General features: G+C 41.9%; 20 protein-coding genes. 6 read left to right on the plus strand and 14 right to left on the minus strand.

The window, feature by feature from the left end; all coding sequences use genetic code 11:
• Positions 1 to 217: 217 nt before the first annotated feature.
• Both AC59IL_RS01245 and AC59IL_RS01250 read right to left on the minus strand, forming a co-directional pair.
• Positions 218 to 1,759 carry an AbiV family abortive infection protein gene (locus AC59IL_RS01245; protein WP_496550246.1) on the minus strand — a complete coding sequence of 514 codons (1,542 nt, stop codon included), beginning with the start codon at positions 1,757 to 1,759 and terminating at the stop codon, positions 218 to 220.
• Between the two features lie 701 nt (positions 1,760 to 2,460).
• Complete coding sequence (locus AC59IL_RS01250; protein WP_496550247.1) at positions 2,461 to 2,571, minus strand: integrase core domain-containing protein; 111 nt, start codon at positions 2,569 to 2,571, stop codon at positions 2,461 to 2,463.
• A gap of 306 nt (positions 2,572 to 2,877) precedes the next feature.
• Here AC59IL_RS01250 and AC59IL_RS01255 point away from each other — a divergent pair, with 306 nt between their 5' ends.
• Together AC59IL_RS01255 and AC59IL_RS01260 are read left to right on the plus strand one after the other, a co-directional pair.
• Positions 2,878 to 3,513 carry a DUF6266 family protein gene (locus AC59IL_RS01255; protein WP_496550248.1) on the plus strand — a complete coding sequence of 212 codons (636 nt, stop codon included), beginning with the start codon at positions 2,878 to 2,880 and terminating at the stop codon, positions 3,511 to 3,513.
• A 338-nt stretch (positions 3,514 to 3,851) separates the two neighbouring features.
• Entirely contained in the window at positions 3,852 to 4,133 is a 282-nt protein-coding gene (locus AC59IL_RS01260; protein WP_496550249.1) for a hypothetical protein, read from the plus strand.
• Between the two features lie 38 nt (positions 4,134 to 4,171).
• Here AC59IL_RS01260 and AC59IL_RS01265 read toward each other — a convergent pair whose 3' ends face one another.
• Positions 4,172 to 4,627 (minus strand): hypothetical protein, encoded by a 456-nt coding sequence (locus AC59IL_RS01265; RefSeq protein WP_496550250.1) that lies wholly within the window; start codon positions 4,625 to 4,627, stop codon positions 4,172 to 4,174.
• A 312-nt stretch (positions 4,628 to 4,939) separates the two neighbouring features.
• Between AC59IL_RS01265 and AC59IL_RS01270 the strand changes: the two genes are divergently transcribed.
• Positions 4,940 to 5,236 (plus strand): hypothetical protein, encoded by a 297-nt coding sequence (locus tag AC59IL_RS01270; RefSeq protein ID WP_496550251.1) that lies wholly within the window; start codon positions 4,940 to 4,942, stop codon positions 5,234 to 5,236.
• A 95-nt stretch (positions 5,237 to 5,331) separates the two neighbouring features.
• On the opposite strand, the gene AC59IL_RS01275 is transcribed toward AC59IL_RS01270, so the two are convergent.
• The 5 genes from AC59IL_RS01275 to AC59IL_RS01295 all read right to left on the minus strand — a co-directional run bounded on the left by AC59IL_RS01275 (position 5,332) and on the right by AC59IL_RS01295 (position 10,271).
• A complete protein-coding gene (locus tag AC59IL_RS01275; RefSeq protein WP_496550252.1) occupies positions 5,332 to 6,459 on the minus strand; it encodes a TIGR03364 family FAD-dependent oxidoreductase in 1,128 nt (375 codons plus the stop codon).
• 106 nt (positions 6,460 to 6,565) lie between these two features.
• Positions 6,566 to 7,843, minus strand: coding sequence for a DUF5690 family protein (locus AC59IL_RS01280; protein ID WP_496550253.1), 1,278 nt, complete (start codon positions 7,841 to 7,843; stop codon positions 6,566 to 6,568).
• Positions 7,844 to 7,850: 7 nt separating this feature from the next.
• Positions 7,851 to 8,534: an HAD-IA family hydrolase gene (locus tag AC59IL_RS01285; RefSeq protein ID WP_496550254.1), complete on the minus strand. Its 684-nt coding sequence runs from the start codon at positions 8,532 to 8,534 to the stop codon at positions 7,851 to 7,853.
• Positions 8,535 to 8,622: 88 nt separating this feature from the next.
• Positions 8,623 to 9,192, minus strand: coding sequence for a phosphonate degradation HD-domain oxygenase (locus AC59IL_RS01290; RefSeq protein ID WP_496550255.1), 570 nt, complete (start codon positions 9,190 to 9,192; stop codon positions 8,623 to 8,625).
• A 2-nt stretch (positions 9,193 to 9,194) separates the two neighbouring features.
• Entirely contained in the window at positions 9,195 to 10,271 is a 1,077-nt protein-coding gene (locus AC59IL_RS01295) for an alkaline phosphatase family protein (RefSeq protein ID WP_496550256.1), read from the minus strand.
• Between the two features lie 460 nt (positions 10,272 to 10,731).
• Between AC59IL_RS01295 and AC59IL_RS01300 the strand changes: the two genes are divergently transcribed.
• A complete protein-coding gene (locus AC59IL_RS01300; RefSeq protein ID WP_496550257.1) occupies positions 10,732 to 10,878 on the plus strand; it encodes a hypothetical protein in 147 nt (48 codons plus the stop codon).
• Here AC59IL_RS01300 and AC59IL_RS01305 read toward each other — a convergent pair.
• The 6 genes from AC59IL_RS01305 to AC59IL_RS01330 all read right to left on the minus strand — a co-directional run bounded on the left by AC59IL_RS01305 (position 10,868) and on the right by AC59IL_RS01330 (position 19,829).
• Positions 10,868 to 12,439 carry a SusD/RagB family nutrient-binding outer membrane lipoprotein gene (locus tag AC59IL_RS01305; RefSeq protein ID WP_496550258.1) on the minus strand — a complete coding sequence of 524 codons (1,572 nt, stop codon included), beginning with the start codon at positions 12,437 to 12,439 and terminating at the stop codon, positions 10,868 to 10,870. The genes AC59IL_RS01300 and AC59IL_RS01305 overlap by 11 nt on opposite strands.
• A gap of 41 nt (positions 12,440 to 12,480) precedes the next feature.
• Positions 12,481 to 15,732, minus strand: coding sequence for a SusC/RagA family TonB-linked outer membrane protein (locus tag AC59IL_RS01310; RefSeq protein WP_496550259.1), 3,252 nt, complete (start codon positions 15,730 to 15,732; stop codon positions 12,481 to 12,483).
• A gap of 153 nt (positions 15,733 to 15,885) precedes the next feature.
• Positions 15,886 to 16,455, minus strand: a complete 570-nt coding sequence (locus tag AC59IL_RS01315) for a helix-turn-helix domain-containing protein (RefSeq protein ID WP_496550260.1) — start codon at positions 16,453 to 16,455, stop codon at positions 15,886 to 15,888.
• 141 nt (positions 16,456 to 16,596) lie between these two features.
• The gene (locus AC59IL_RS01320) at positions 16,597 to 18,174 is read right to left on the minus strand and encodes an ArnT family glycosyltransferase (RefSeq protein WP_496550261.1); all 1,578 of its coding nucleotides are present in this window, start codon (positions 18,172 to 18,174) and stop codon (positions 16,597 to 16,599) included.
• A complete protein-coding gene (locus AC59IL_RS01325) occupies positions 18,149 to 18,817 on the minus strand; it encodes a phosphatase PAP2 family protein (protein WP_496550262.1) in 669 nt (222 codons plus the stop codon). The genes AC59IL_RS01320 and AC59IL_RS01325 overlap by 26 nt, the downstream gene beginning before the upstream one ends.
• Before the next feature lie 175 nt (positions 18,818 to 18,992).
• Positions 18,993 to 19,829 carry an endonuclease/exonuclease/phosphatase family protein gene (locus tag AC59IL_RS01330; protein WP_496550263.1) on the minus strand — a complete coding sequence of 279 codons (837 nt, stop codon included), beginning with the start codon at positions 19,827 to 19,829 and terminating at the stop codon, positions 18,993 to 18,995.
• Between the two features lie 171 nt (positions 19,830 to 20,000).
• Between AC59IL_RS01330 and AC59IL_RS01335 the strand changes: the two genes are divergently transcribed.
• Entirely contained in the window at positions 20,001 to 20,609 is a 609-nt protein-coding gene (locus AC59IL_RS01335; protein ID WP_496550264.1) for a phosphatase PAP2 family protein, read from the plus strand.
• A 63-nt stretch (positions 20,610 to 20,672) separates the two neighbouring features.
• On the plus strand, positions 20,673 to 22,385 hold the full coding sequence (locus tag AC59IL_RS01340) for an ArnT family glycosyltransferase (protein WP_496550265.1): 1,713 nt from the start codon (positions 20,673 to 20,675) through the stop codon (positions 22,383 to 22,385).

Below are 22,385 nucleotides of genomic sequence, written 5' to 3' on the forward strand. Positions count from 1 at the left end.
AATGAAAAAAACTGAAGATATCGAAGTAGAAAAAAAGGTATGTTGTCGCCTGTTAAGATAATGAATTTAAAGCAGAGGAAAATATATTTCTTATTATCAGAGAAAGGGTAAAAATATTTCAGGGCACGGCCTATGAAGTAGTAAAGCCGCAAACTGATCGATAGTCGGTTATTCGCTCACCGGTTGTCGGTCAGAAGACACGACAACGACTTATTTATTATAGCTCTCCTTCCTGAACCACAAGAGATAAGCTGTTATCACCGTGTAGTTTTCTGGCTGCTAACGTCATAAAATAAAATCCACAGTATTGCTTTGCCAGTATTACTTCAACCAGTGTAATGGGTTTTGAAGTAACACCATTTCTTTGTTGTAGCTCGTAACCTAATCTCATTATTCTTTCATACTCCGACTTTGTACGAATCATTTTTTCTAATTGTTGATACCCAATTTCAGTTATATCCAAAGTTGCATCTGTTTTTAGGGTTGTTATTAGCGCTTCCTTAAAAGCAGTAAAAAATAAATTAAATATTTGCAATTCAAATCGGGAATGTATATCAGATTTTGAAAGAAGGGCAAGCCCAGAAATATACATATCAATAGCTCTTACAAGGGAAGGTTCACGAACCTCCAAAAAATATCTAAACACCATACCTGATAAATGGAGATGTTGTTCATTTATCACCATTTTTCTTATTTCCCAATTTAATATTAATTCGGATGAAAGCCGTAATTCTAAAAGCTTATTATTTTCTAAATCTCTTATTGTATCATAATATTTTTCAGTATCAATGACAGAGTTCCAATAGAAAAAACCATTTGTCCCTACATTTAAAGCAGCCACATACAGCTTACTAAATAGCCAACCTTGTTGCCACAGTGTAGTTACTGATACATTATTTTCAAAAATAAATTCAATATATAAAGTTTGATTATCGCCGCCCTTGAATAACTTAATTGTTTCCTCAGTTTTGTTAAATGAATCTAAAGTCTTTTGTCTAATTGAATGAGAAGGTGTAATTATTTTAATTTTCAATTTCCATTTTGGAGTAACCTTCACAAGGTCGGATACAACTTCACGATCTATTTCATTTTGCGCAAGTGTAGCTAAGTCTGTTTCCTCTTTTTTGTAGTAATCCCGTAGCCAAGCTGCCCAAAGTTTAGGATTTCCTAATTCGATCAATTTTCCCTGTGATTCGGAACCTAATATATAATTACGTTTAGCAGGATCATCCATTACCTTCATTAACCAATCCATGTCAGGGTTGGGTTCATTGTTTATATCAACTTCCCCTTCCACTTTAGCCAGATTTAACCGTGCTTCTGCAAAAGATAACAGCGTTGCTACTTCTTCGTCTTTAATTTTAGTAGAAGCTGCCGCTGTATCAGAGAGAGCTGTATATAAAGAATCTAATCTTTTTTGGTGAAGTGTAGAAGCCATTTTTTGATTTTCAGCCCACTGTTCTTTCGTAATTATATCTTTGCCAATTGAAGTACCCCAAATCGCCCAAAACAGTTTTTTAATATGGTCATCAAAGCCAAAGTTTAGCTCCTCTTTATTCCAACTTTTATCCCTTACAAACTCGTTAAACCCGACAAAAATTTTCCCTATTTCTTCAAGTGCAAGTACAATTATGTGGTATGCAATATGGTTTGCATTTTGATTTGTCAATAATTTTGCAGATTTCAATGCAGTTTCAGCATTAGTCAAACAAAACTCCCGGAATGCATTAAACTTAATAATTCTATCCTTTTTGTCCATATAGCTAATTAAATTCAATCGTTAATATGTATCACAATTTGTAAAAATACCAAATATAATACAGCTGTTCCCTTTTAACTGGTAACATAGAATAACAACGGCTTTAACAGGCCATATTAACGTCGCGCCATATAAAAGATCATCCGTCTGTGGACGGTGATATCGAGCTAAGGTATTCCTGAAACAACAGACGCCGGGCCCATGATCAATAGCATGCCCTGTGATTCGGGTAGAATCATTTTAAGTTTGTTTTAATTTTTAGTCCCGCATCGCGGGGCTTTTTCTTTATGCGGAGATATACTGTTAATTAATCCTGCACGCTCCATTAACAGGGTTGGTTTACCTTTCTTTACCACCTTCTTTAGTTTTCCTTAGTATTTGGTAAATACCATGCTTACCTTTTTATTACCCCTTAGGTAAAGAAGGGGTAAAGAAAATATATGCGAGGTATAAAGAAAATACCTCTTCAGGGTATCGAAAAGGGTAAACAACGGGTAACCGCGGGGTAAACAAAAGGTAAGCAAAGGGTAAGCAAAAGGTAAACAACAGGTATACTTTGGGTAAACGTTGGGTATACAATGGGTAAATGTCTTATACTGAAAAAGCTTTACAGGTGGGGGTGATTAATACTGATATAGCTTTACAGTGCTCACAATAATACGGATATAACTTTACAGTTTGTGGTTTTGCCCTAAATAGCTTTACAGCTCCAGTTCGGTTTTAAGTATACCATTTACTCTTTCTGCAATAGCGTTGTCATAAGGGCTGCCGGGTTGTGTCAAAACATCTTTCACTGAAAATGGCTTGTCCATCTAAATTTAAAATAGTCTCTCCTCTTTCATAGCAGTTACTCACTGGTAAGCCAATCCGGAATTCACACGCAGATACAAATTACAACAACATGTTTAAAAAAATGGCGACAAATGCGCCAAAAGCGGACAAATGTGAGTCAAAGTGAGTAAGAATGAGTAAAAGTGAGCGAATGTGAGTAAACGCGAATGGCCCTTTTTTTTGCCGAAGTATGTTTGTGTTGTCAATCGGGCCAATGGAATATACCGGTTACAGCCGGCGGTTCGGTTGTTAGTAAACCCAATTTGTTCACTTAAAAACAGCTTTTTATGGCTAGAATCGAAGAAGGCATACTTGGCGGCGTTCGCGGCAAAGTAGGCACCGTGGTAGGCGGCAAATGGAAGAACACAAATTATGTTCGCAGCCGTGGATCACGTAGTAACAAACCAGCAACTCCCGGTCAACAGGAACACCGTGAGAAAATGGCTGCAGTAGTAAAGTTCCTTAGGTCTATCAAAAAGGTCGTACGGATTGGTTTCCGCGATGTGTCATCCAGCATTTCGGGATTTAACGCAGCCGTAAGAGACCTTATGAAAAATGCCATCATCGGTCAGTCGCCCGATTTTGGTATTGATTACACCCAGGTAATGGTAAGCCGCGGTGAAGTAAGAGGGGCAATAGCCGCCACTGCATCATCAACGCTAAAGGAAACCATTACGTTTACCTGGAGTAACAGAAGTAAAAGTGGCGTAAAGCCCGATGACAAGGCTATTCTGGTAGCGTATTGCGAAGCGCTTAACGTAAGCGAATACGCGCTGGAAGGCCCTGCACGCAGCACAGGTACTGCAAGCCTTGAAATGCCCGAATTCAGCGGGCAGCAGGTACATACCTGGCTGGCTTTTATTTCGGCCGATGGTAAAACCGTTTTCGACAGTTCCTACACGGGTGTGGTAACCGTTACCTAATGGTTAATTAAGACCTTATCCTTTTATGTTGCAAGTTTCAGGTTACAGGTTTCATGAGCATATTAACGGGCAAGATACTTTAGTTGAGCCACTGTAACCCGACAATCCGGGAGTTCACTGGAACCATGTAACCTGGAACAAGTAACATTTTAACACCAACAAATTTCATCACTAATAATATTTAAACGTATGGAAAATATAAAAACTTATTTAATAGTATTAACAATTTTACACTTCGTGCTTGTTGCTTTACGTGCTTTAAACGATAGGCGGTAATGATTAAAACAAGGCAATACCAAAAACAAAAAACAAATTATTCATTTTCAAAACTTACTTATATGGCAAAATATAAATCAATTCTTTCAGGCCAGTTGTCAGGCAAATTAGGCGACAAAATTTACTATGTACAAAATGGCAAACAATGTGTACGCAGTATGCCTTCCGGCACGATAAAGGCCACAGGTACGGCGGCGCAATCAGCACAACGATTAAAAATGGCAACAGCAACATTTTTTTTGCACAGTATAAAAGATTTGATAAAGATTAGCTTCTGCTATTGGAATAAACAGGTAACGCCTTATAATCTTGCTATTATAATCGTGGCCGCTTACGGTCAATAATAAGCCTCGCGAAATGCGGGGCTTTTTTGTTGATGCGCTTACACTTTATTAGATGCATGCACAGCCGTATACCAATACACACTCAATACAAAACAGGCATATTCATATATTGATAAGCCAACTGAATTTACCGGTAAATGGCATACCGCCATCGGCTGCTGCCGCGAACGATTGTGAAGGATTAATTTGAAAGGATTACTATCTATAACATTATACTGAAGTGCCGCATTATTGATCTCGATATTGCCGGTGTTACTGCGACTATTGTATGCAAATTTTCCCAGATCAACGCCATAGGCGTTTTTAATAAAGATCCTGTTGGCAAAACCCGTAGGCTCCATCAGAAAAACAAGATGCTCATTGGCAAAACTTATTCGAATACGAACCGATTGCTGCTCTATACTGTACTTGAGCACCATTATAACCTGATTGTCATTTATCAGATGATACTCTTTAATGCCGGTCGATGAAGTGCTTATCAGGGTCCATTTCATGCAGTGTAAGTATTTAGCCAAAACCGACGCAAGGTATCGATAAGCGCTGACTGATAGAATTAAGTCATTGTTACTAATTCGCTTTTAAATTTCGCGCAAAGGCGCTAAGCCGCAAAGCCTTTTTCTTAGCGTTCTTATAGATCGCGAAGCGATCATATTTGCGCCTTTGCGCCCTGGCGCGACATCCTTCAACCCGCCAATAGTCGGGCAGGCTTCACTCAGAACCGCCGCAGGTGGGACATTGCAAAACTTAACATTGCAAATGTTAAGTAATTATTATTATTGTATTAAATCTTAAAAATCAACTATTCTATGGCTAAGGCAAAAAAATCCCGCCCGGGGCGGGATGCAAAACCTAAAAAGGTAACTAAAAAGCAACTGTCTAAAATTGTATTTGAAAAGCTCTCCGGCAGCCTGGTTGAATATAAACTGAAAGAAAAAAAGCTCGAAAACCGGCTTGAAAAAGTAAGCAAACAACTGGCTTCTGACATTATAAAAACCAATAAAAAATCTGCGGCAGGCAAAAAGAAAGCAGCCCCAAAAGCCGGTAAGACCCGCACCCGTAAAAAACCGGTAAAAAAACAAAAGGAACAGGCGGCGGCTGAATAAACACGTAGCAGCAACTATAACAAACTCATTTTTCTAACTTCCCCTGGCTTTCGAATATTGCAATGATCAGGGGTTGATATTTGTAGAATAAATGGTTATAAAGAGGCTGTAACTTCTTCTGCCAGTCCGAACGACAGGGTCATCCCTGCACCACCCAGCCCGTTAAAAAAATACACACCTGGTTCCGGAGAAACAAATAAATGACTGTCGCCATTGGTAAGTTTTGCATATACTCCATTCCAGGTGGCAGTGATGGTGTTGTCTTTAAACCGCGCAAATGATTTCAGGTAGTCAAGGATCATCTGATTGATAAAGGCTTTATCGAACGGATCGGGCGACGGGCCATATTCATGCGAATCGCCTATGGTTAATTCGAACTTACTGTTTTGCGATACCATTACATGTATGCCATACCGCAGGTAATCGGGATGGTCCTGCTCATACCGCCGGCGTAATAACAGTAACGAAGGCGCCATTGCAAACCCTTTATAATGTACCAGCGACAACCCGCCACACAGGGCCGGACCAATATGCCAGTTACCGGGCTGTGCAGCAAATCGCATCATCTGCAGTTTGCATTTGGTGATCTTTAACTGACTAAATGCTTCGGGATACAGGGTTTCAAAATCAGCGCCGCTACAAATAACAATCAGATCGGCCTCATAATCTTCATCCTGTCCAACATAAACGGTGTTATCGGCTACATAGCTAACGCATTTGCCAAAACAAAAAGTGATTCCATATTTTTCGTGTAACCATACCGGCAGGGCGGCAATGGCTGCACGCGGATCAACAATGCCTTCTTCTTCACTATACAAACCGCCAATCAGATTATCAGTTATTACAGCTGGTGATTTACCGGCAATCTGCTGCGGCGATAACAAACTCACTTTTCTTTCCTGTTTGAACTGATCATGCAGTTCCTGCAACACGTTCCATTCTTCGGCATGGTACGCCAGGTGCAAACTACCCGATGGGTTGTAATCAAACGCGCCTGCATCGCTGATCTCCTTCCATATATTGCGGGTACGAACAGCACATTCAAATAATTTGCCGGGTGGCTGACCAATGGGCCATATCATTCCGAAATTACGAATGGAGGCGCCGCTTGCCTGTGGGGCACGATCAAAAACTTTTACCGAAATTCCTTTTATAGCCAGCGCACGGGCCATAGCCAATCCGGCTATACCGGCGCCGATTACTATTGCGGTTTTATCAGACATTGAAGTTGTATTTCAGGTTTCAGGTTGCATGTTTCAGGTTTCAGGTTCCAGGTTAGTTACAAGGTCCATGTAACATGGAACCTGTAACTTGTAACAACACTGTATCCTACATGGTAGAAAAATACTTTTTGTTAAAGTATATCAACGAAAAGCAGGTTCCCAATAACCCTGCTATCGAAAATAGTACTACAATGGCAGGATAAAACTGCGACCACATTAATTTTATCTGAAATATTTCTTTCGATAACATCACGGCCGAGCTGCCCAGATAACCCCAGGCATCTGCCACATAAATTAAAAATCCCACATTGCCGGCTACCTTGAACGATGCAATCAGGCGTTCAAAAAAAATACAGTTAAAAGGCACATATCCCATATATAAACCAAGCCCCACCAGCTGCATCCACAGCAAACCATTCATGGCACCGGCAATAAATAAAGCAGAAGATATACCGGCCAGTAAAAAACCTATGATCACCACTACATGCACCAAACGTAATGTGCGCATATTGTTGCGAACGAATACCAGCAAACTCATCACCAGCAGTAATACCACCGAAGTATTGGTTTCGGTTTGCGTGAAAATAGCCGGCTTTGACCCATAGCCGAGTTCTTCAAACAAATTACCCATAAAATTGTCGCGTATGTCACGCATGATGGTTAACATCAGGTAGGTGATGGTTACTGCTATAACACCAATACCAAAGCGCTTCAGAAAGTTTTTGCGGTCGGCCCCAGTCATGGGCAGCCGTTCACTTCTGTGTTGCACATCTTTTTCATCGGGTGCAGGCATTTTTTCAAGCAGGTAAATAAATATAACAAGGGGTACAACAAACACCAATCCGGTTACAAACGCCAGCCAGGGGCCGGGCACATGCCAGGTATCGTGCAGCCACAAAGCTACAGAACGGGTGAAGCCGCCGGCAAATATAAAACTCACCGCCATGGCCGATCCGATGAAGTCGGTTGCTCTGCGTCCTTCTACATAACTGAAAATAACACCCCACATAAAACCCAATACAAAGCCGTTTACAAATAAGCACAGCATGCCCCAGGGGGCAGGTACAAGGGCCAATACCAGTAAACATAACCAGGCAACGGTAATTAGTAGGGCGCTTGTTTTCCACCGGTGCAACCGCTTTAATTCGGCAATGAATTTAATGCCGCAGAATTTGCTGAGCATATAGCCGAGGCCCTGGCTGATGATCAACAGGGTTTGATAGCTTATACCGGCAAAAGAACTATCATTGTAACCGGCTACGGTAAATGGTTTGCGAAAAGCATACACAGAAGTATAAGCCAGAAATGATACAGCAGCTGATGCTAAAGCAAGGCCAACCTGCTTTTTTGAATTGGATGGTATGGTGGTGGTAATGGTACTCAAAAGATGATTATATCAATGCCGGCAATTCTTCAAGACTATCAATGATCCTATCGGGTTTTGACAATTCCAGCTCGGCACGGGTGGCCGCACCGGTGGTAACACTTATTACCAGTCCGCATCCTGCATTACGTCCTTCCTCTATGTCAACAGAAGTATCCCCTACTTTTACCACGAACCTGCTATCGGCAACCTCTGTTTGCTGCATGATGGCTTGTATCATATACGGGTACGGACGTCCCTGCGGAACTTCATCACTGCAAACCACCATGTCAATATTGGCCGATTGATCCCACTGCAGTTTTTGTAATATGGTATCGGTTACGCTTCGGGTAAAACCGGTATTCAGCGCGATCCGGATGCCCCATTGTTTCAGCATGGTAAATAGCTGTTCGGCATAGGGCATCGGCTTTAAGTCTGCATCATTTTCATAAGAGCGAATGATGTTCCGGGTAAAAGCCTCATGAATTTTTTCGATCAGTTCATGATTATCATCCGCAGCAGTGATGCGCGATTTTTCAAGCAGTATACGAATGGCATCTTTCTTTCTGAAACCCATTACCTGGCTTACCTCGTTTTGAAATATTTTAATATCAAACTCCATGAATGCCTCGGTAAATGCGATAGCCACATTCCCCTTGTCTTTCACCGTTGTACCTGCTATATCGAAAACAATAAGTTGTATGTTGCTCATGAAAACCGTTAAAAATTAAATATTGAATGTTGAATATTGAATATCGAATTTCAAAGTTGAACATTCGACATTCGATGTTCGACATTACTTAATGGGTTAAATGCCGTATCATCATTTCCTGATACTTTTCCAAACCAGCGACGGGCAGGTGCTCTACTTTCGCATCATCATCCCAATGCCGCATTTGAATGATCAGGTCAAATAACGGATGCTGCTCAAAGGCAGCCGTCTCATCGTTCTCCATAGGTCCGCCCTGGTAATCGAGTGTTTTTTTACTGGCTTCCGATAACTGTTCGTAGTATTCAGGATGTTTGCAGGTGAGATACCGCTTCGCCTCAACATGCGATTCAACCAAACGAACAAGACGTTTTGAAAATCCTCTTTCGCGCAAAAAGGCGGCGCCTTCTTCTTCATGATCTTTGATGCCCCATCCATCCATGTGGTTATCGCCTGATACAGCCACACATATATGTCCTATATCGTGCAGAAAGGCGGCCAGTATAACTTCTTCATCATACCCCTGTTGTTCGGCAAGCTGAGCAGCCTGTACCATATGCTCCAACTGCGACACTTTTTCACCGGCATAGGCCGAGTGGCCATATTTTTCATATAGCGATATGATATCGTTGGCAATTATTGTTGCCTGTGTTGTATCCATATTTATTTTTTACTGATGGTGGTAATAGGTTCGGCAACAGGATGATTAGCCGTGAAGTTATATCCCAGCAATACGGCTATGGTAGCAGCTATTTGTTTCTGGTATAACTGTGTGGCTGTTTTTACTTCGCCCAGCACGGGTGTACCGGGTCCCATGGCAGCCAGCCATATTTCATGTGCATCTTCAATTTTTTCGCCGTGATGGCGCCAGTTTTCTTTTACCTTGTCACCGCGACCGTGATCGCAGGTAACGATCAGCGTTGTTTTGTTTTTGTATTGGGGCATCGATTGCAGGGTTTTCCATAGGTCGGCGATCATATTATCCTCTGCATGGGCGCTGCCAATATATTGATCGTACATGCCGGCATGGGCAAAGTCGTCGGTTTCGTCAAAAGCTATGTACAACACTTTGGGCTTATATTCTTTCAGGTATTCACGCGCTGCCATATAGGTCAACACATCGGGCCGTACGCCAATGGGACGCGTGGTCAAAAACTGCATATCGTTGATCAGCTTCAGCGCAGGTGAATTGAATTTAAGGGTATCAACATCGGCATTTACATATACGCCGCTTCTTTTGGCATTTAAAATATACGGAAAGCAATCCCAGGTAGTAAAGGCAGCTACTTTTCCTTTAAACGCAGCCTGTTTGTTCAAAAACTCCAGCACATTTTCATTGGCATTTGGAATTTTGTCATTCGAATTAACAGCCGTATCGGGATAGCCTGTAAATATTTCATTATAGCCGGGGTACGAGAACCAGTATCTGTTCGCATTATCAATATTATTGCCCAGCTTTCGGTTGCCATATAATTGTCCCTGTTGGGCAATTACATTCCAGAAAAAGGGGAACAGTTTTTTGCGGCGTTCCATGGCATCTTCACTCCAGAATTTTTGTACCATGTCGGCACTGTCTCTGGTAAATTCTTTATTGGCCATCAAAGCAGCATCAACGCCCGAAAACACTTCCTGCCAGCGCATACCATCGAGGGTAACTATTACCACGTTTTCGGTTTTGCTTTGGGCCGACAGTTGTGTGGCTCTGGCGGCTATGATAAAGAAGAGAATGAGTTTTTTCATATAGATGTATTTATTATAGCTGACCGAATTACTCCCATCCCCGCGTCTCGACTTCGCTCGACGCTCAACGCTTACCCTTTCCCGCTATGGCGGGACTCAGGGTCTTTCATCCTTCAATCCTTCGACTACGCTCAGGATCTATAAAAGGGCGATGCCTGAAAAGGCGTCGCCGTGTTTACTTTAAAAAACTACTTAGCTTACTTACCTATGACAAAAATTGTGAATGCCCGCCCAGACGACCCGGTCGGACGGGGTCAATGGTCAATGGTGAATGATGAATGGTCAATGGTCAATCTTGAATACCTCAACATTTTCTTTACGCTCACTCTATGTAAACCTATGTCTTATACATTACCTGTAGGTTAAAAAAGGGCGAAACCTCGACAAGCTTCGCCGTGTCACATGAATGAACCCAAGGATATTATATACACTTATTATGGGTACGTAAATTCTATTCACTATGCGCGTTTCGACCCTTCGGCTACGCTCACCCTTCGACTACGCTCAGGGCGCTCAACATCCCTTCGATGCTTCGACTTCGCTCAGCACACTCAACGCTTGCAGCAGCCCTTCGACTTCGCACAGGGCGCTCAGGGCTATTTTATGATCCACATTTTTGCATTGATGTTATCATCACCGTTGTACTGACTTTTAACAGCAGCCGTATAATTGTCTTTATTGGTTGATAATTCAGATGCCGGATATTGATAACGCAGCGGAATTACACCACTGTTACCAATGCCAGGTCCGGTTGCAAATGCAGGTACGCCTGTTCTGCGCCATTGATAATAGGCTTCAAAACCCGAGTTGCGGGCAAAGGCCAGGTACTTTTGCGTAAGTATCTGGTTTAAACCGGCCGCATTATTACCCGCATATTTGACCGCGGGTTGATTGAAATAATTTGTAAAGCTGAAATTTACCGTGTAATTGATGTAATCGCCGGGCGCATTGGTTCGTAAAAAACTGATGGTATTATCGCCATCAACAATTCCATAAAACGCGAACATGGCTTTAACCCCTTTCTGATACCAGTCTTCGGCATTGCCCGATACCCAGCCGCGGTTAATAGCTTCGGCAATATTCAAACACATTTCGGGATAGCTGATGATAAAGGTATTTTCACCGGTATATCCGTCGTAATACCGTTTGCGACCGATGGTTGAATACATCCCTGCCACTACCTTACCACCCATGGTACTTAAATCTTCGCCGTTGCTTGCGCCTACAAATGAATTATAAGAAGTATCAGAATGACCCAAACCACGGGCAGGCTCGGCCACTTTCATGGCGCGTAAATCATTCAAACCGGCCAGCGTATTTAACCAGGTAGCCGCCACGCATAAGCGCAGGGCATCATTTCCATAATTGTCTTTATTGTTCGGATATTTATTGTACGTGGCATTGTACACGTATTCAAGGTTATCCGACAAATCGGTCATGATGGGATATTTCGACGGATTGTTGATAACGTTGCTGAATTGCTGTTTTATATTCAGATCGGCATCGCTTTCATAATGACTTAAATGAATAAGCACTCTTAGCTTAAATGTATTCACCACTTTTTGCCATAGTTTTAAAGCGGCAAACGGATCTTTGGCATTATTGATCCTTTCCTGAAAATAAAAATCTCCCAGCAATGTATTGTTACCGGCGCTGATCAGAGATGCCAGTTGGGTATTGGCATCTTCGAGCAACTGCAGCGATTGTTTGAAGATATCTTTCTGTGTGTCGTACTTCGGCGTAAGATTATCCAGTTGTTTCAAGGCGTCGCTCATTGGCAGATCACCTACCTTTAAACTCATGCCTACATAAAAGTAGGCTTTCAGAAATTTGGCCAGGGCGCTATAAGGTGTATTATCGCCTGAAGATTTCGAGGCTTCTTTTTCCATAGCCACCACATTGCGCAGGGTGCCATAATTCAGGGTGGCAGCACCCGTCCAGTATTCATTGTTACCATAATAGGTATACGATGATAAAGTATACTGGCAAAATTTATCGGCATCACCACCGGGCAATACCACCATATCATTTAATATCTGACGCAATACGAGGTAGGCAGGCACGCTCACCGGCGCATTGGGATTGGTATTTTGTTCGAACTGTTTATTGCAACCGGCGCCGGTGATAACGGCTGCCAGCAATGCAATGTGTATTATATATTTCTTCATTTTAATAGTATTGGTTTGAATAAATATCTTTTCTGTTTCTATCAGAAAACAAAATTTAAATTAAACCCGTAGCTTCTGGTAGTAGGTGTTTGCAGGTTCGGCTCACGCGGGTTGGTATTGTAAATATTTCTTCCCGAATACTGGTCAACATCGATATCCTTAAAACGCGAAGGGAAGAAATACAACAGGTTGCGGCCTACCAGCGACACATCTACCCGGGTAATGAATGATTGATTGCCGAAAAATTTTGTGGGAACCGAATAGGTAAGCACCACTTCACGCAGCTTGGCATATGTTTTTGCCACCGATGTATGCTCAAAATTATTGAAGAAGCTGCTTACATAATCCTGTATGTATTTGGCAGGTGAAGCATTGGGTGTAAACTGCAGGTCTTTATAATTGGTAATAACACCTGTTACAGGATCGTATTGAATAGTAGCACCGTTTGAAATTTGCACACCTTCGCCAATATAGGTTCCTTTAAAACCGGCATCGCTGTAATGATGAAACTCATAATCTCTCGCCTCTCCTACTTTACCCTGAACCGTTTCGATATTGCTGCCGCCTTCGATAGATTTTCTTTTTACGTAATCCTGTACCATGCCACCCACTTTGCCATCGAACTGAAACGAAAGGCTGAAAGTTTTATAGGTAAACCGGTTATTGATAGCCCAGCTAAAGTCAACATCGCCGTTTCCTACATATTGCGCTTTGGGCAAATACACGGCATAGCCGGCGCTGTTGTTGATTACCTGTCCGTCGGGTGATTTAGCGGCTACACTGGCAAACAATTTATCAACCCGGTCGCCCTGGTGAAACTGGTAGCTTTCAAAAGCAGCGGGCAGGTCTTTGTATATTTCTTTAAAGGTGCTCCAGTTAACCAGTACATCCCAGCGCAGTTTGCCGCTTTGTATGGGTGTTCCATTTAAAGTAAGTTCAACACCTGATAATTTGGTGGTAATGGCATTGGTGGTGATACCTGTAATGCCGCTTGTTTGCGACACCGGTGTGGTTTGTATACCGGGGCCTTTGATATTCGTATAGTATGTAGCGCTAAGTCCGAGGCGATTTTGTAACACCCTGAAGTCGAGACCGAATTCAGTACTTTTTAATACCGACGATTTTACATTGGGATCTACTTTATTGCCGGGTGCATAAGCGCCGGTAAGATTATTATATACGGTGCCGATAGTATAGGCCGGATCAGTTATACTACCGTTGTTCACATCGTAATTTGGACCATTATATATAGTTACATAAGGTGATCCATAGCCAAGAGGATATGCAGCCGGGCCGATATACGTAGTGGTATTAGCTGCTTTGGCAGATGCATAGCTGGCGCGCACCTTTAAAAAACTAATTAATGCCGGCAGCTGCACATAGTCTGAAATGCTTGAAGCTATTGAAACAGACGGATAATAATAGGTATTGTTATTCTGGAGTTGGGCCGAGTGCTTATCTACGCGACCGGTTGTAGAAATGCTGAAATAATTTTTATAATCGATGGTAGCCGAATAATAGGCGCTCAGCACAGTCATATCAGCCACACTGCTGTAAGCCTTTACCGGATTTAATGAGTTGGCGAAATTATATAAACCGGGAACACTCAGGTAATCGGTGGTTACAAAGCTTGAGTTATATTTAAAGTTACGGGCATTAACACCTGTAAAAGCTTCTAATGAAAAACCGGCAGGCAGTTGATACCTGTACTTTACAATACCCTCGATATTGTTGTCGAATAACGAACGCCTGTCTTCGCGATAATCGCCTTTGTTTCCTTCACGTCCGTAAGGATGGGCTGAATAAGGCATTTTTTCAGTGCGCAATACATCGTAGGTGCTCACATTCGAACGAAGCATGGCATCGATGTGCGAATTGATCTTATACGTTAATCCAATGTTTCCGTATACATCGGTTTTATAATGACCCCGCAGCCATTCATAGCTCATAAACCAGGGGTTGTGGTAGCGCTGGTATTCGGCAAATAAAGATTGAACGCCTTCTTTACCGGGCTGCCAGTAATTGCGCATATCGTTTACACTCCAGTCGGCGCCCGTCCAGATAGTGAGGTTATATATAACACTGTTGGGACCGTATAATACATCGGGAATATTCGGCGTAAACTGGCGGTTATAATTCAGGTTACCATCAATTTTCAACCGGCTGTTCAAATCGTAAGAAGCCGCCACATTAAAGTTGGCAATGTTCAACCGCGTATTGGGAACAATGCCTTTCTGATAACTGTGGCTTAACGACATTCTGATGCTTCCCCGGTCGGTAGCGCCGGAAAAGCTAAGGCTATTGGTGGTTAACAAACCAGCCTGTATGAAATTCTTCAGGTTGTCTTTACCGCGTGCAACATAAGGCGTACCCTTTCTTACACCGGTTACAGGATCCACCGGGCTATCGTATTGCGGTACCAGTTGTCCTTCAAATTTAGGCCCCCATACATCATAATCACCATCGTTTGTACCGCCGCCTTTGCCATCGCCAAACGCGTATTGCGAATAATCGCCACCGCCATATAAAGCCTGTGTTTTGGGAATGGCAATAAAGCCTTTATCGATTTGTGTGCTGGAGTTATATTCGATCGAATAGCCTTTGCCATTCTTTTTACCACGTTTTGTGGTAATAACAATGGCGCCGTTCTGGGCACGGCTGCCGTAAATAGCAGTAGCAGCAAGGCCTTTTAATACGGTGTAGGTTTCAATATCATCCGGACTAATATTCCAGGTATCTGATGTAATGGGCATGCCATCTACCACATATAACGAAATGTTGGCGCCTCGTAACGAAACAGCAGGCGCTGCCAGCATTTCACGCGAAATAGCCACATCTAACCCCGACACTTTACCAACAAGGCTGTTGATCGGGTTTGGCTCTCTTGCCTTTACCAGGTCTTCGCCTTTCACCTCTTGGATGGCATAACCGAGTTTTTTAATTTCTTTTTTTACGCCCAGTGCGGTTACCACTACTTCGTTTAATCCCCTCGTAGATTCACTAAGCGTTACTGAAATATTATCTCCGCCATCAACTTTTACTTCTTTTGTTTCGAAGCCAATGCCGCTTATTACCAGTACATCGCCTTCTTTGGCGTGAATGATAAAAGCGCCATCACTACTGCTTGATGTGCCTTTTGAAGATCCTTTAATAAGCACAGATACACCGGCAACCGGCATATTGTCTTTTGAAGAAATGATCTTTCCTGAAATTGATTTTTGAGCGATAACAAAAAAAGGTAATAAGAGCAGCAGCAAAAAAGAAGATGCTCTCTTTAGGATTTGCAGGTCCATAAACAGCTTTTTTGGATGAATAGAGTGGAACCAGTACGGCAGCGAAATTATCGAGGTACTGTAAAGTAATAGTTAGGGCTATTTTATGAAAACATTAAGGTTTATAAATACTAAACCGTTGTACAGTATTTATAAATATCAGAAAACGACCTGTTAAAAGAAATAAACTACCAGCAGCGAAGCATCTGAATTACCAATGTTGCGGAGGCGGTGGCGGGCGCGGCCATCAAAAAAAATAGTATCGCCGGATTGCAGTATGAATTTTTCGTTTTCTATTTCGTATTCGATTTTTCCTTTAAGTACATGCTTGCATTCAAATGCTTCTGTACGGATTAGTTGTTTTCGCCCGGCATCTTTTTTTAATTCGAGCAATACAAAATCAACCGCCTGCGTAATAAGACTTTTTGACAAAATGCGTTTATAGGAAAAACCTTTTACCGGTTCTTTTTCAAAGGGCTTTTCGTCGCCTTTGCGAACAATCAATACATGGCCATTGGTGAAATGTTCATGCATACCATCGAAGAAAGTTTTAATATCCTCGTTCAACCCATGTATCAGATTGAACAATACCGGTAAAGAGGGAACAGTGCGGTTATTTTCAATTTGTGAAATTAATCCTTTGGTAACACCGGCCCGGTTAGCCAGCTCTTCGAGGGTGATCTTTTTTTCGGTGCGCTTATATTTAATGTGCTGGCCAATGAGTAATATTAAATCTTCATGCATAACCGCGGTTTGTTTATAATCATAAGACGAGAAGTTATGGAAAAACCTGGACATGAGCTGATAAGTTGATAAGTTGACAAGTTAACTGGTTAACATGTTAACTTATCAACTTGTTAACTGATCAACTTGTTAACCGGTTAACTATTTGACAACTCCATTTGTCGGCAACCCACCCTTGTAATTAATAAGCATGTACACGTAAACATACCGCACCACCTTCCCGCTTCTTGTTTGCGCAATAAGTACAGGCAGAGATGCTGATTCAAAATAAGAGAGCAGTTCAGCCGGCGGTGGTTCATAAAAATTCGACACCGTAATATAATATGCGTTGGCGCCTTTTTTAAGGGGAATAAGTCGTTGATTCAACCAGGCAAAATGATGAATGTCGCCCATGCTGCCAACAGCCATCACCGGCAAATGCAAAGGCGAAGCAACATAAAATTGCAGGTGACCTGCCGGAAACCAGTAATCGGCAAAAATAGTGGCAGGCGCGTTGTGTTGCCACAGCTGCTGGTCTTTTTTATATACATCACTGAATTTATTTCCAATTTGACGCCATCCGCACATATCTAATGTAACATCACCTTTTCCCCATTCAGGTAGTTGCTTTTTTCCCAACGATCCCGGCCAGTAATTGATTAATAAAATAGCAACAACCAGCAGGCCGGATGTTAGCCCCAATGCCCATTTTATGATCGCAGGCATGCTCCATCGTGCAGTATATAATTGGGTTTTATTTCTGTTTCGTACATATAGCGCCGTTAATGGAATCAGCGTAGTAAATCCGGGCCCGCTCCAGTGTGGCAGTGTATCGTTGAATACTGCCAGCAGCAGCACCGTAAAAATTAAAGGAAGGCCCAGCCACCACAACAACCCGTTCCCGTTTGTAGCTAAAGGCATACGCTTTCTTTTAAAATATACAATGCCGCTGATAAGCAAAATCACATTCACCGGATTATTATAAAAGAACGATCCGATCAACTCCCTGAAAAAGCTATCAACCTGCACATGCCTGAAGCTGATTCTGCTGCTATGATAATTATAGGTACTGAACTGGTTGTGAACAGTCCATAAGTAAGATGGAATAAGCATCGCAACAGTGATCAACCCGGCGATGTACAAAAAAGGATTTTTAAGCAGCTCCTGCTTTTTGAATAGTATATATGCGCCAAAGCCGGCCCATAAAAAAGCGCCATGAATTTTACTCAACATACACAGGCCGATCAAAAGTCCGGTTGCCAGCAACCGGATATTCAATGCCCGTTTGGTAAGCTGTTTTTTAACGATGCTCAGCATACAATAAACGCTCAGCATCCAGAAAATAAGCTGTGGTGAATCGGGTAAAATGATCAGTCCGGTTATAACGCTGGCATAAAACGAGGCCGTAAACAAACAAGCAGCCAGCCAACCGGTATAAGCATCCTGCAATAGTTTACCAATATTGAATAGTATCCAGGTGCAAACTGCCGCCGCAAAAACAGCCGGGAGCCTTATGAAGAATTCATGGTTCAAATTACAACCTGCTGTAAAGAACCTGATGAACAGAGCAACCATGGGCGGATGGTCGAAATAATTCCATTGCAGATGCTGTGCATAGGTATAGTAATACACTTCATCATTATTCAACTCAACTATTCCACTAAAAAATAATCGTATGAAGGTAGCTACAGCAATCAGTAAAAAGGTACGTTTTTCAAAGCTCAAGAGCGGGTTGTTCATGATGTTGTATGGTAGCCGCGTATCGTTTTAATTTAGGAATTTTAATGAACAAGGTAAGATTTTCAACGATCATGGCGGTTGAAATTCCAATCACCATACCGGCAAGCACATCGGGCACAAAATGCTGTCCCAGGTAAATGCGTGAATACCCTACCCCGCATGCCAGTACAAAAAACACAATACAGGTTATATTTCTACGCATATGGCAGGCCAGCAGGGTGGCTATGGCAAATGCTGTAGTAGTATGGCCCGAAGGAAAACTATGAAAACCGGCGTGTGTTACACCGGCAATAAAATGCTGATAGGTTTGATGCAGAAAATAAGATTGGGGGCGCGGTGCATGAAATAAATTTTTCAACACCTGTGCCACCAGGCCCGATACAATGAAAGCAACAAAGCATTTGCCTGCGAGCTTTTGGTATCCCAGCAACAGCAACAACACCACAACCAACACCGCTATTAACCCATCGCCCAGGTAAGTGAAGTACGTAAAAAAAACATCGAGCCGGTTATTATGATAAAAGTTAAACCACATAAATGATGTGGCCTTCGAAAAGAATATTACGAAGAACAAAAGAAATGCCCCCATCAGTACAGATAATTGTATAAAAAGGGTGCCGGTGAGTTTGCCTGGTTGTTGCATACAATAAGAGTAACATCGCTAAAGTATAGCTGTCATGTTACCGAACCGTTACCGCAACTTTAAGAAAATATAAATATGGGTTGATAAGTTGATAAGTTAACAGGTTTACAGGTCAAAAAGAAGGCGCAGTGCATAATAGTTATTGCACTGCGCCTGCGCGATTTATTTGCTTTATTTATAATATAATCACTGCCAGCACGGGAAAGTGATCGGATGGAAATTTACCATGATAGCTGTCGGTTAATATGCCCCACTTTTGCACATGTAGCTGATTTGTGATAAAAATATGATCAATGATCTCATTGCTTTGTAAAGTTTCTCCAAACCCATTGAACGAGCCGTTATTCGCGTAAGGCTTCGCCACCTGCTTAAAAGCATCCTTTACAAAACCCGAGTTGCTGAGCGTTTGATACCATTCACTGGTTTGCGAACCGTTTAAATCGCCGGTGAAAACGGTGGGTTCATTGCCTGCTATTTCTTTTATTTTTTGCACGATCAGCTTACTGCTTTCAATACGCGCCTGCACACCCTGGTGGTCGTAATGCGCATTAAAGAAATAGAACTTCTTTTTTGTTTTACGTTCCTGTAACAACACCCACGAACAAATACGGTTCAGGTGAGCATCCCAGCCGGGTCCCGGTTTTTCGGGAGTGGGCGACAACCAGAAATCACCGCTTTTCAATACATCGAATTTTGTGGTTTTGTAAAAGATAGCAGAATGCTCCCCTTTTTCTTTACCATCATCGCGTCCGATGCCATAATAAGTATATCCCGGCATAGCTGCTTTCAGGTCATCGAGTTGATTTTGTAATCCCTCCTGTGTGCCCAGCACATCAAAATCGTGAAACTGAATCAGCGCTGCTGCTATAGGCAACCGATGAACCCACAGGTTACCGGTGTCGTTTGGATTATCATACCGTAAATTGAAAGTACCTACGGTGAGCGTTTGACCATTGACAATTGTAATAAATACAATAACTGTTAGTGAAAGAAATATTTTTTTGAATAGCATATCATGATTTAATAAATGACAAAAGAACAAAACACAATATACGTGGCGCAAGGTACAGGAAATAAGGAACAGGCATAACAATAATAGTTACATCATATTATGATCATATTCAATTAATGCGCCGGTAAAAATGACATCACATGGGGGATATTTTTATGAAAAATACAAAGCATGTCGTTTATCGAATGGTTAGATCATGTTGATAAAATTGCTTTTACTTTTATTCAACAACATTTGTGTGCCCGCTGGCTCGATGGGTTTATGCTATTGTTACGAAATCCGTACACATGGATTCCCCTGTATGTATTCATGCTCATATGGGCGTTGCGAATTGACAGAACTACCGGATTAAAATTTATTTGCCTAACCTTTTTGTGCTTTGCCATTACAGATTATACCAGCTCAGGTATTTTTAAATTATACTTCGAACGCCTGCGCCCCTGTTACGACGAAGATACCGCAGGTGTAGTTCGGGGTATAATCGGCTGTGGTGGAAAATATTCATTCCCCTCATCCCATGCTGCCAACCATTTTGGCCTGGCTACCTTTTGGTTTTTCGCCATTTATTATTTAACAAAGCAAAGATGGTTGTGGGTTTGGCCCTGGGCATTTTTTATATGTATGGCACAGGTATATATAGGCAAACATTTTCCATTTGATATAGTAGCCGGCGCCCTGCCGGGCATCGCTACCGGACTTGGACTTTTTAAATTATTTGAAGTCTGGGTTAAACGCGACCATAAAAAATATTTGAAAAACCCTTCTTTAAGTTTGCCGTAATTTTGAAAGGTATGTCACGTCTTTAAGGCATGGCATATCTGTTTAAAGGCAATAATTATACGAATGAACGCATTGACCCCGCTAAACAATTCAACTGCTTCTCCTCAATGGACACACTGGTTTGATAAATGGTTTGTATGGTTAACAGTTATTGGCATTGTGGTTAATGCCAGCGGTTTATTGCTTCCCATACTGGAGCCCGATGGTGCGTTGTATGCCATGATAGCAAAACAAATTGCCATTACAGGCGATTACATAAACCTGATGGTTGAAGGCAGCGACTGGCTCGATAAACCGCACTTTCCGTTCTGGATCACCGCGCTTAGTTTTACAATTTTCGGCATCAACTCCTTCGCCTATAAATTTCCTGCCTTATTATTCTGGCTGGCCGGTGCCTATTATACCTTTACATTGGCGAAAAAATTATACAACAAACAAACAGCACAGGTAGCGGTTCTTATTTATTTAGCGGCTGAGCATCTTATTATTTCCAACAACGATGTTCGGGCCGAACCTTATTTAACCGGGTTAATGATTGCAGCCGCTTATTATTATTTTTTGGCATATCGCAACAACAAACTCAAAAATTTTGTTGCAGGCTCTTTTTTCCTGGCACTGGCTGTAATGACAAAAGGCATTTTTATTGCCGTAATGGTGTTTGCAGGTTTTGGCATTGAATGGATGTTAAAAAAGAAATGGAACGAGTTGCTGAATTACCGCTGGTGGCTGAGTGTACTACTGGTGCTGTTGTTCACCATGCCCGAGCTGATCAGTTTGTATTTACAGTTCGATATGCATCCTGAAAAAATAGTATTTGGCCGCAACCATGTATCGGGCGTTCGTTTCTTTTTCTGGGATAGCCAGTTCGGCCGCTTTTTTAATACGGGCCCCATTAAAGGTACCGGTGACAGGTTATTTTATGTGCACACCTTGTTATGGGCATTTTTACCCTGGTCGCTTATATTATTTATTATGATCGCTTCGAAGATCAAAAACTTCAAATCGGCTATTCAACAATCAGGCAGCTATATTTGTGAAGGCATTGCATTTACCGGTTTTGTGATCTTTTCCTTATCATCTTTTCAGCTACCTCACTACCTGAATATTTTATTCCCTTTCTTTTCAATAATTGTTGCCGCCTATTTAATACAACTCAGCAATAACCTGATCACCAAAACAATACTATACAGCCAGCATGTTTTATATGCACTGTTCTTTATAGCATGCATTGCCCTCGCCATAATTTTTGGCATTAAGCCTGTTGTTCCGGTAATTATTATGCTGGTACTGGCGGCGGTATTGATTTATTGGCTTTTTCCTACCCGCACGTTGCAACATGCAATAGCAAGATCATTTGCAGGAATAATGGCAGTAACCCTTTTTTTGAACCTGGTATTTTATCCTGATTTGTTTAACTATCAGTCGGGCAATGCAGCAGCTGCATTTATGAAAAAGCAATCATACAGCCGCCCGGTATACTTATTTAATGGTTTTTCGTCGGAATATGCGTTTCAATTCTACTCGCGTAATCCTATTAGCAAAATCAATAGGGCCGATCTTGATTCTTTAAAAAGCGATATAATTGTATATACACCAAAGGTGAAGGCCGACTCCCTGCAACAGGCAGGTTATGCCATTGAAACCCTTCAGCACTTCCCGCATTTTCATATAAGTCAGCTTACGGGTAAGTTCCTGAATCAACATACGCGCGACAGCGTTATTGATTATTTTGTATTGGCAAAGGTTGTTAATCCATCGAAAGCAGTCGCCAAATAA

Source organism: Niastella sp. sgz303648 (assembly GCF_059587045.1).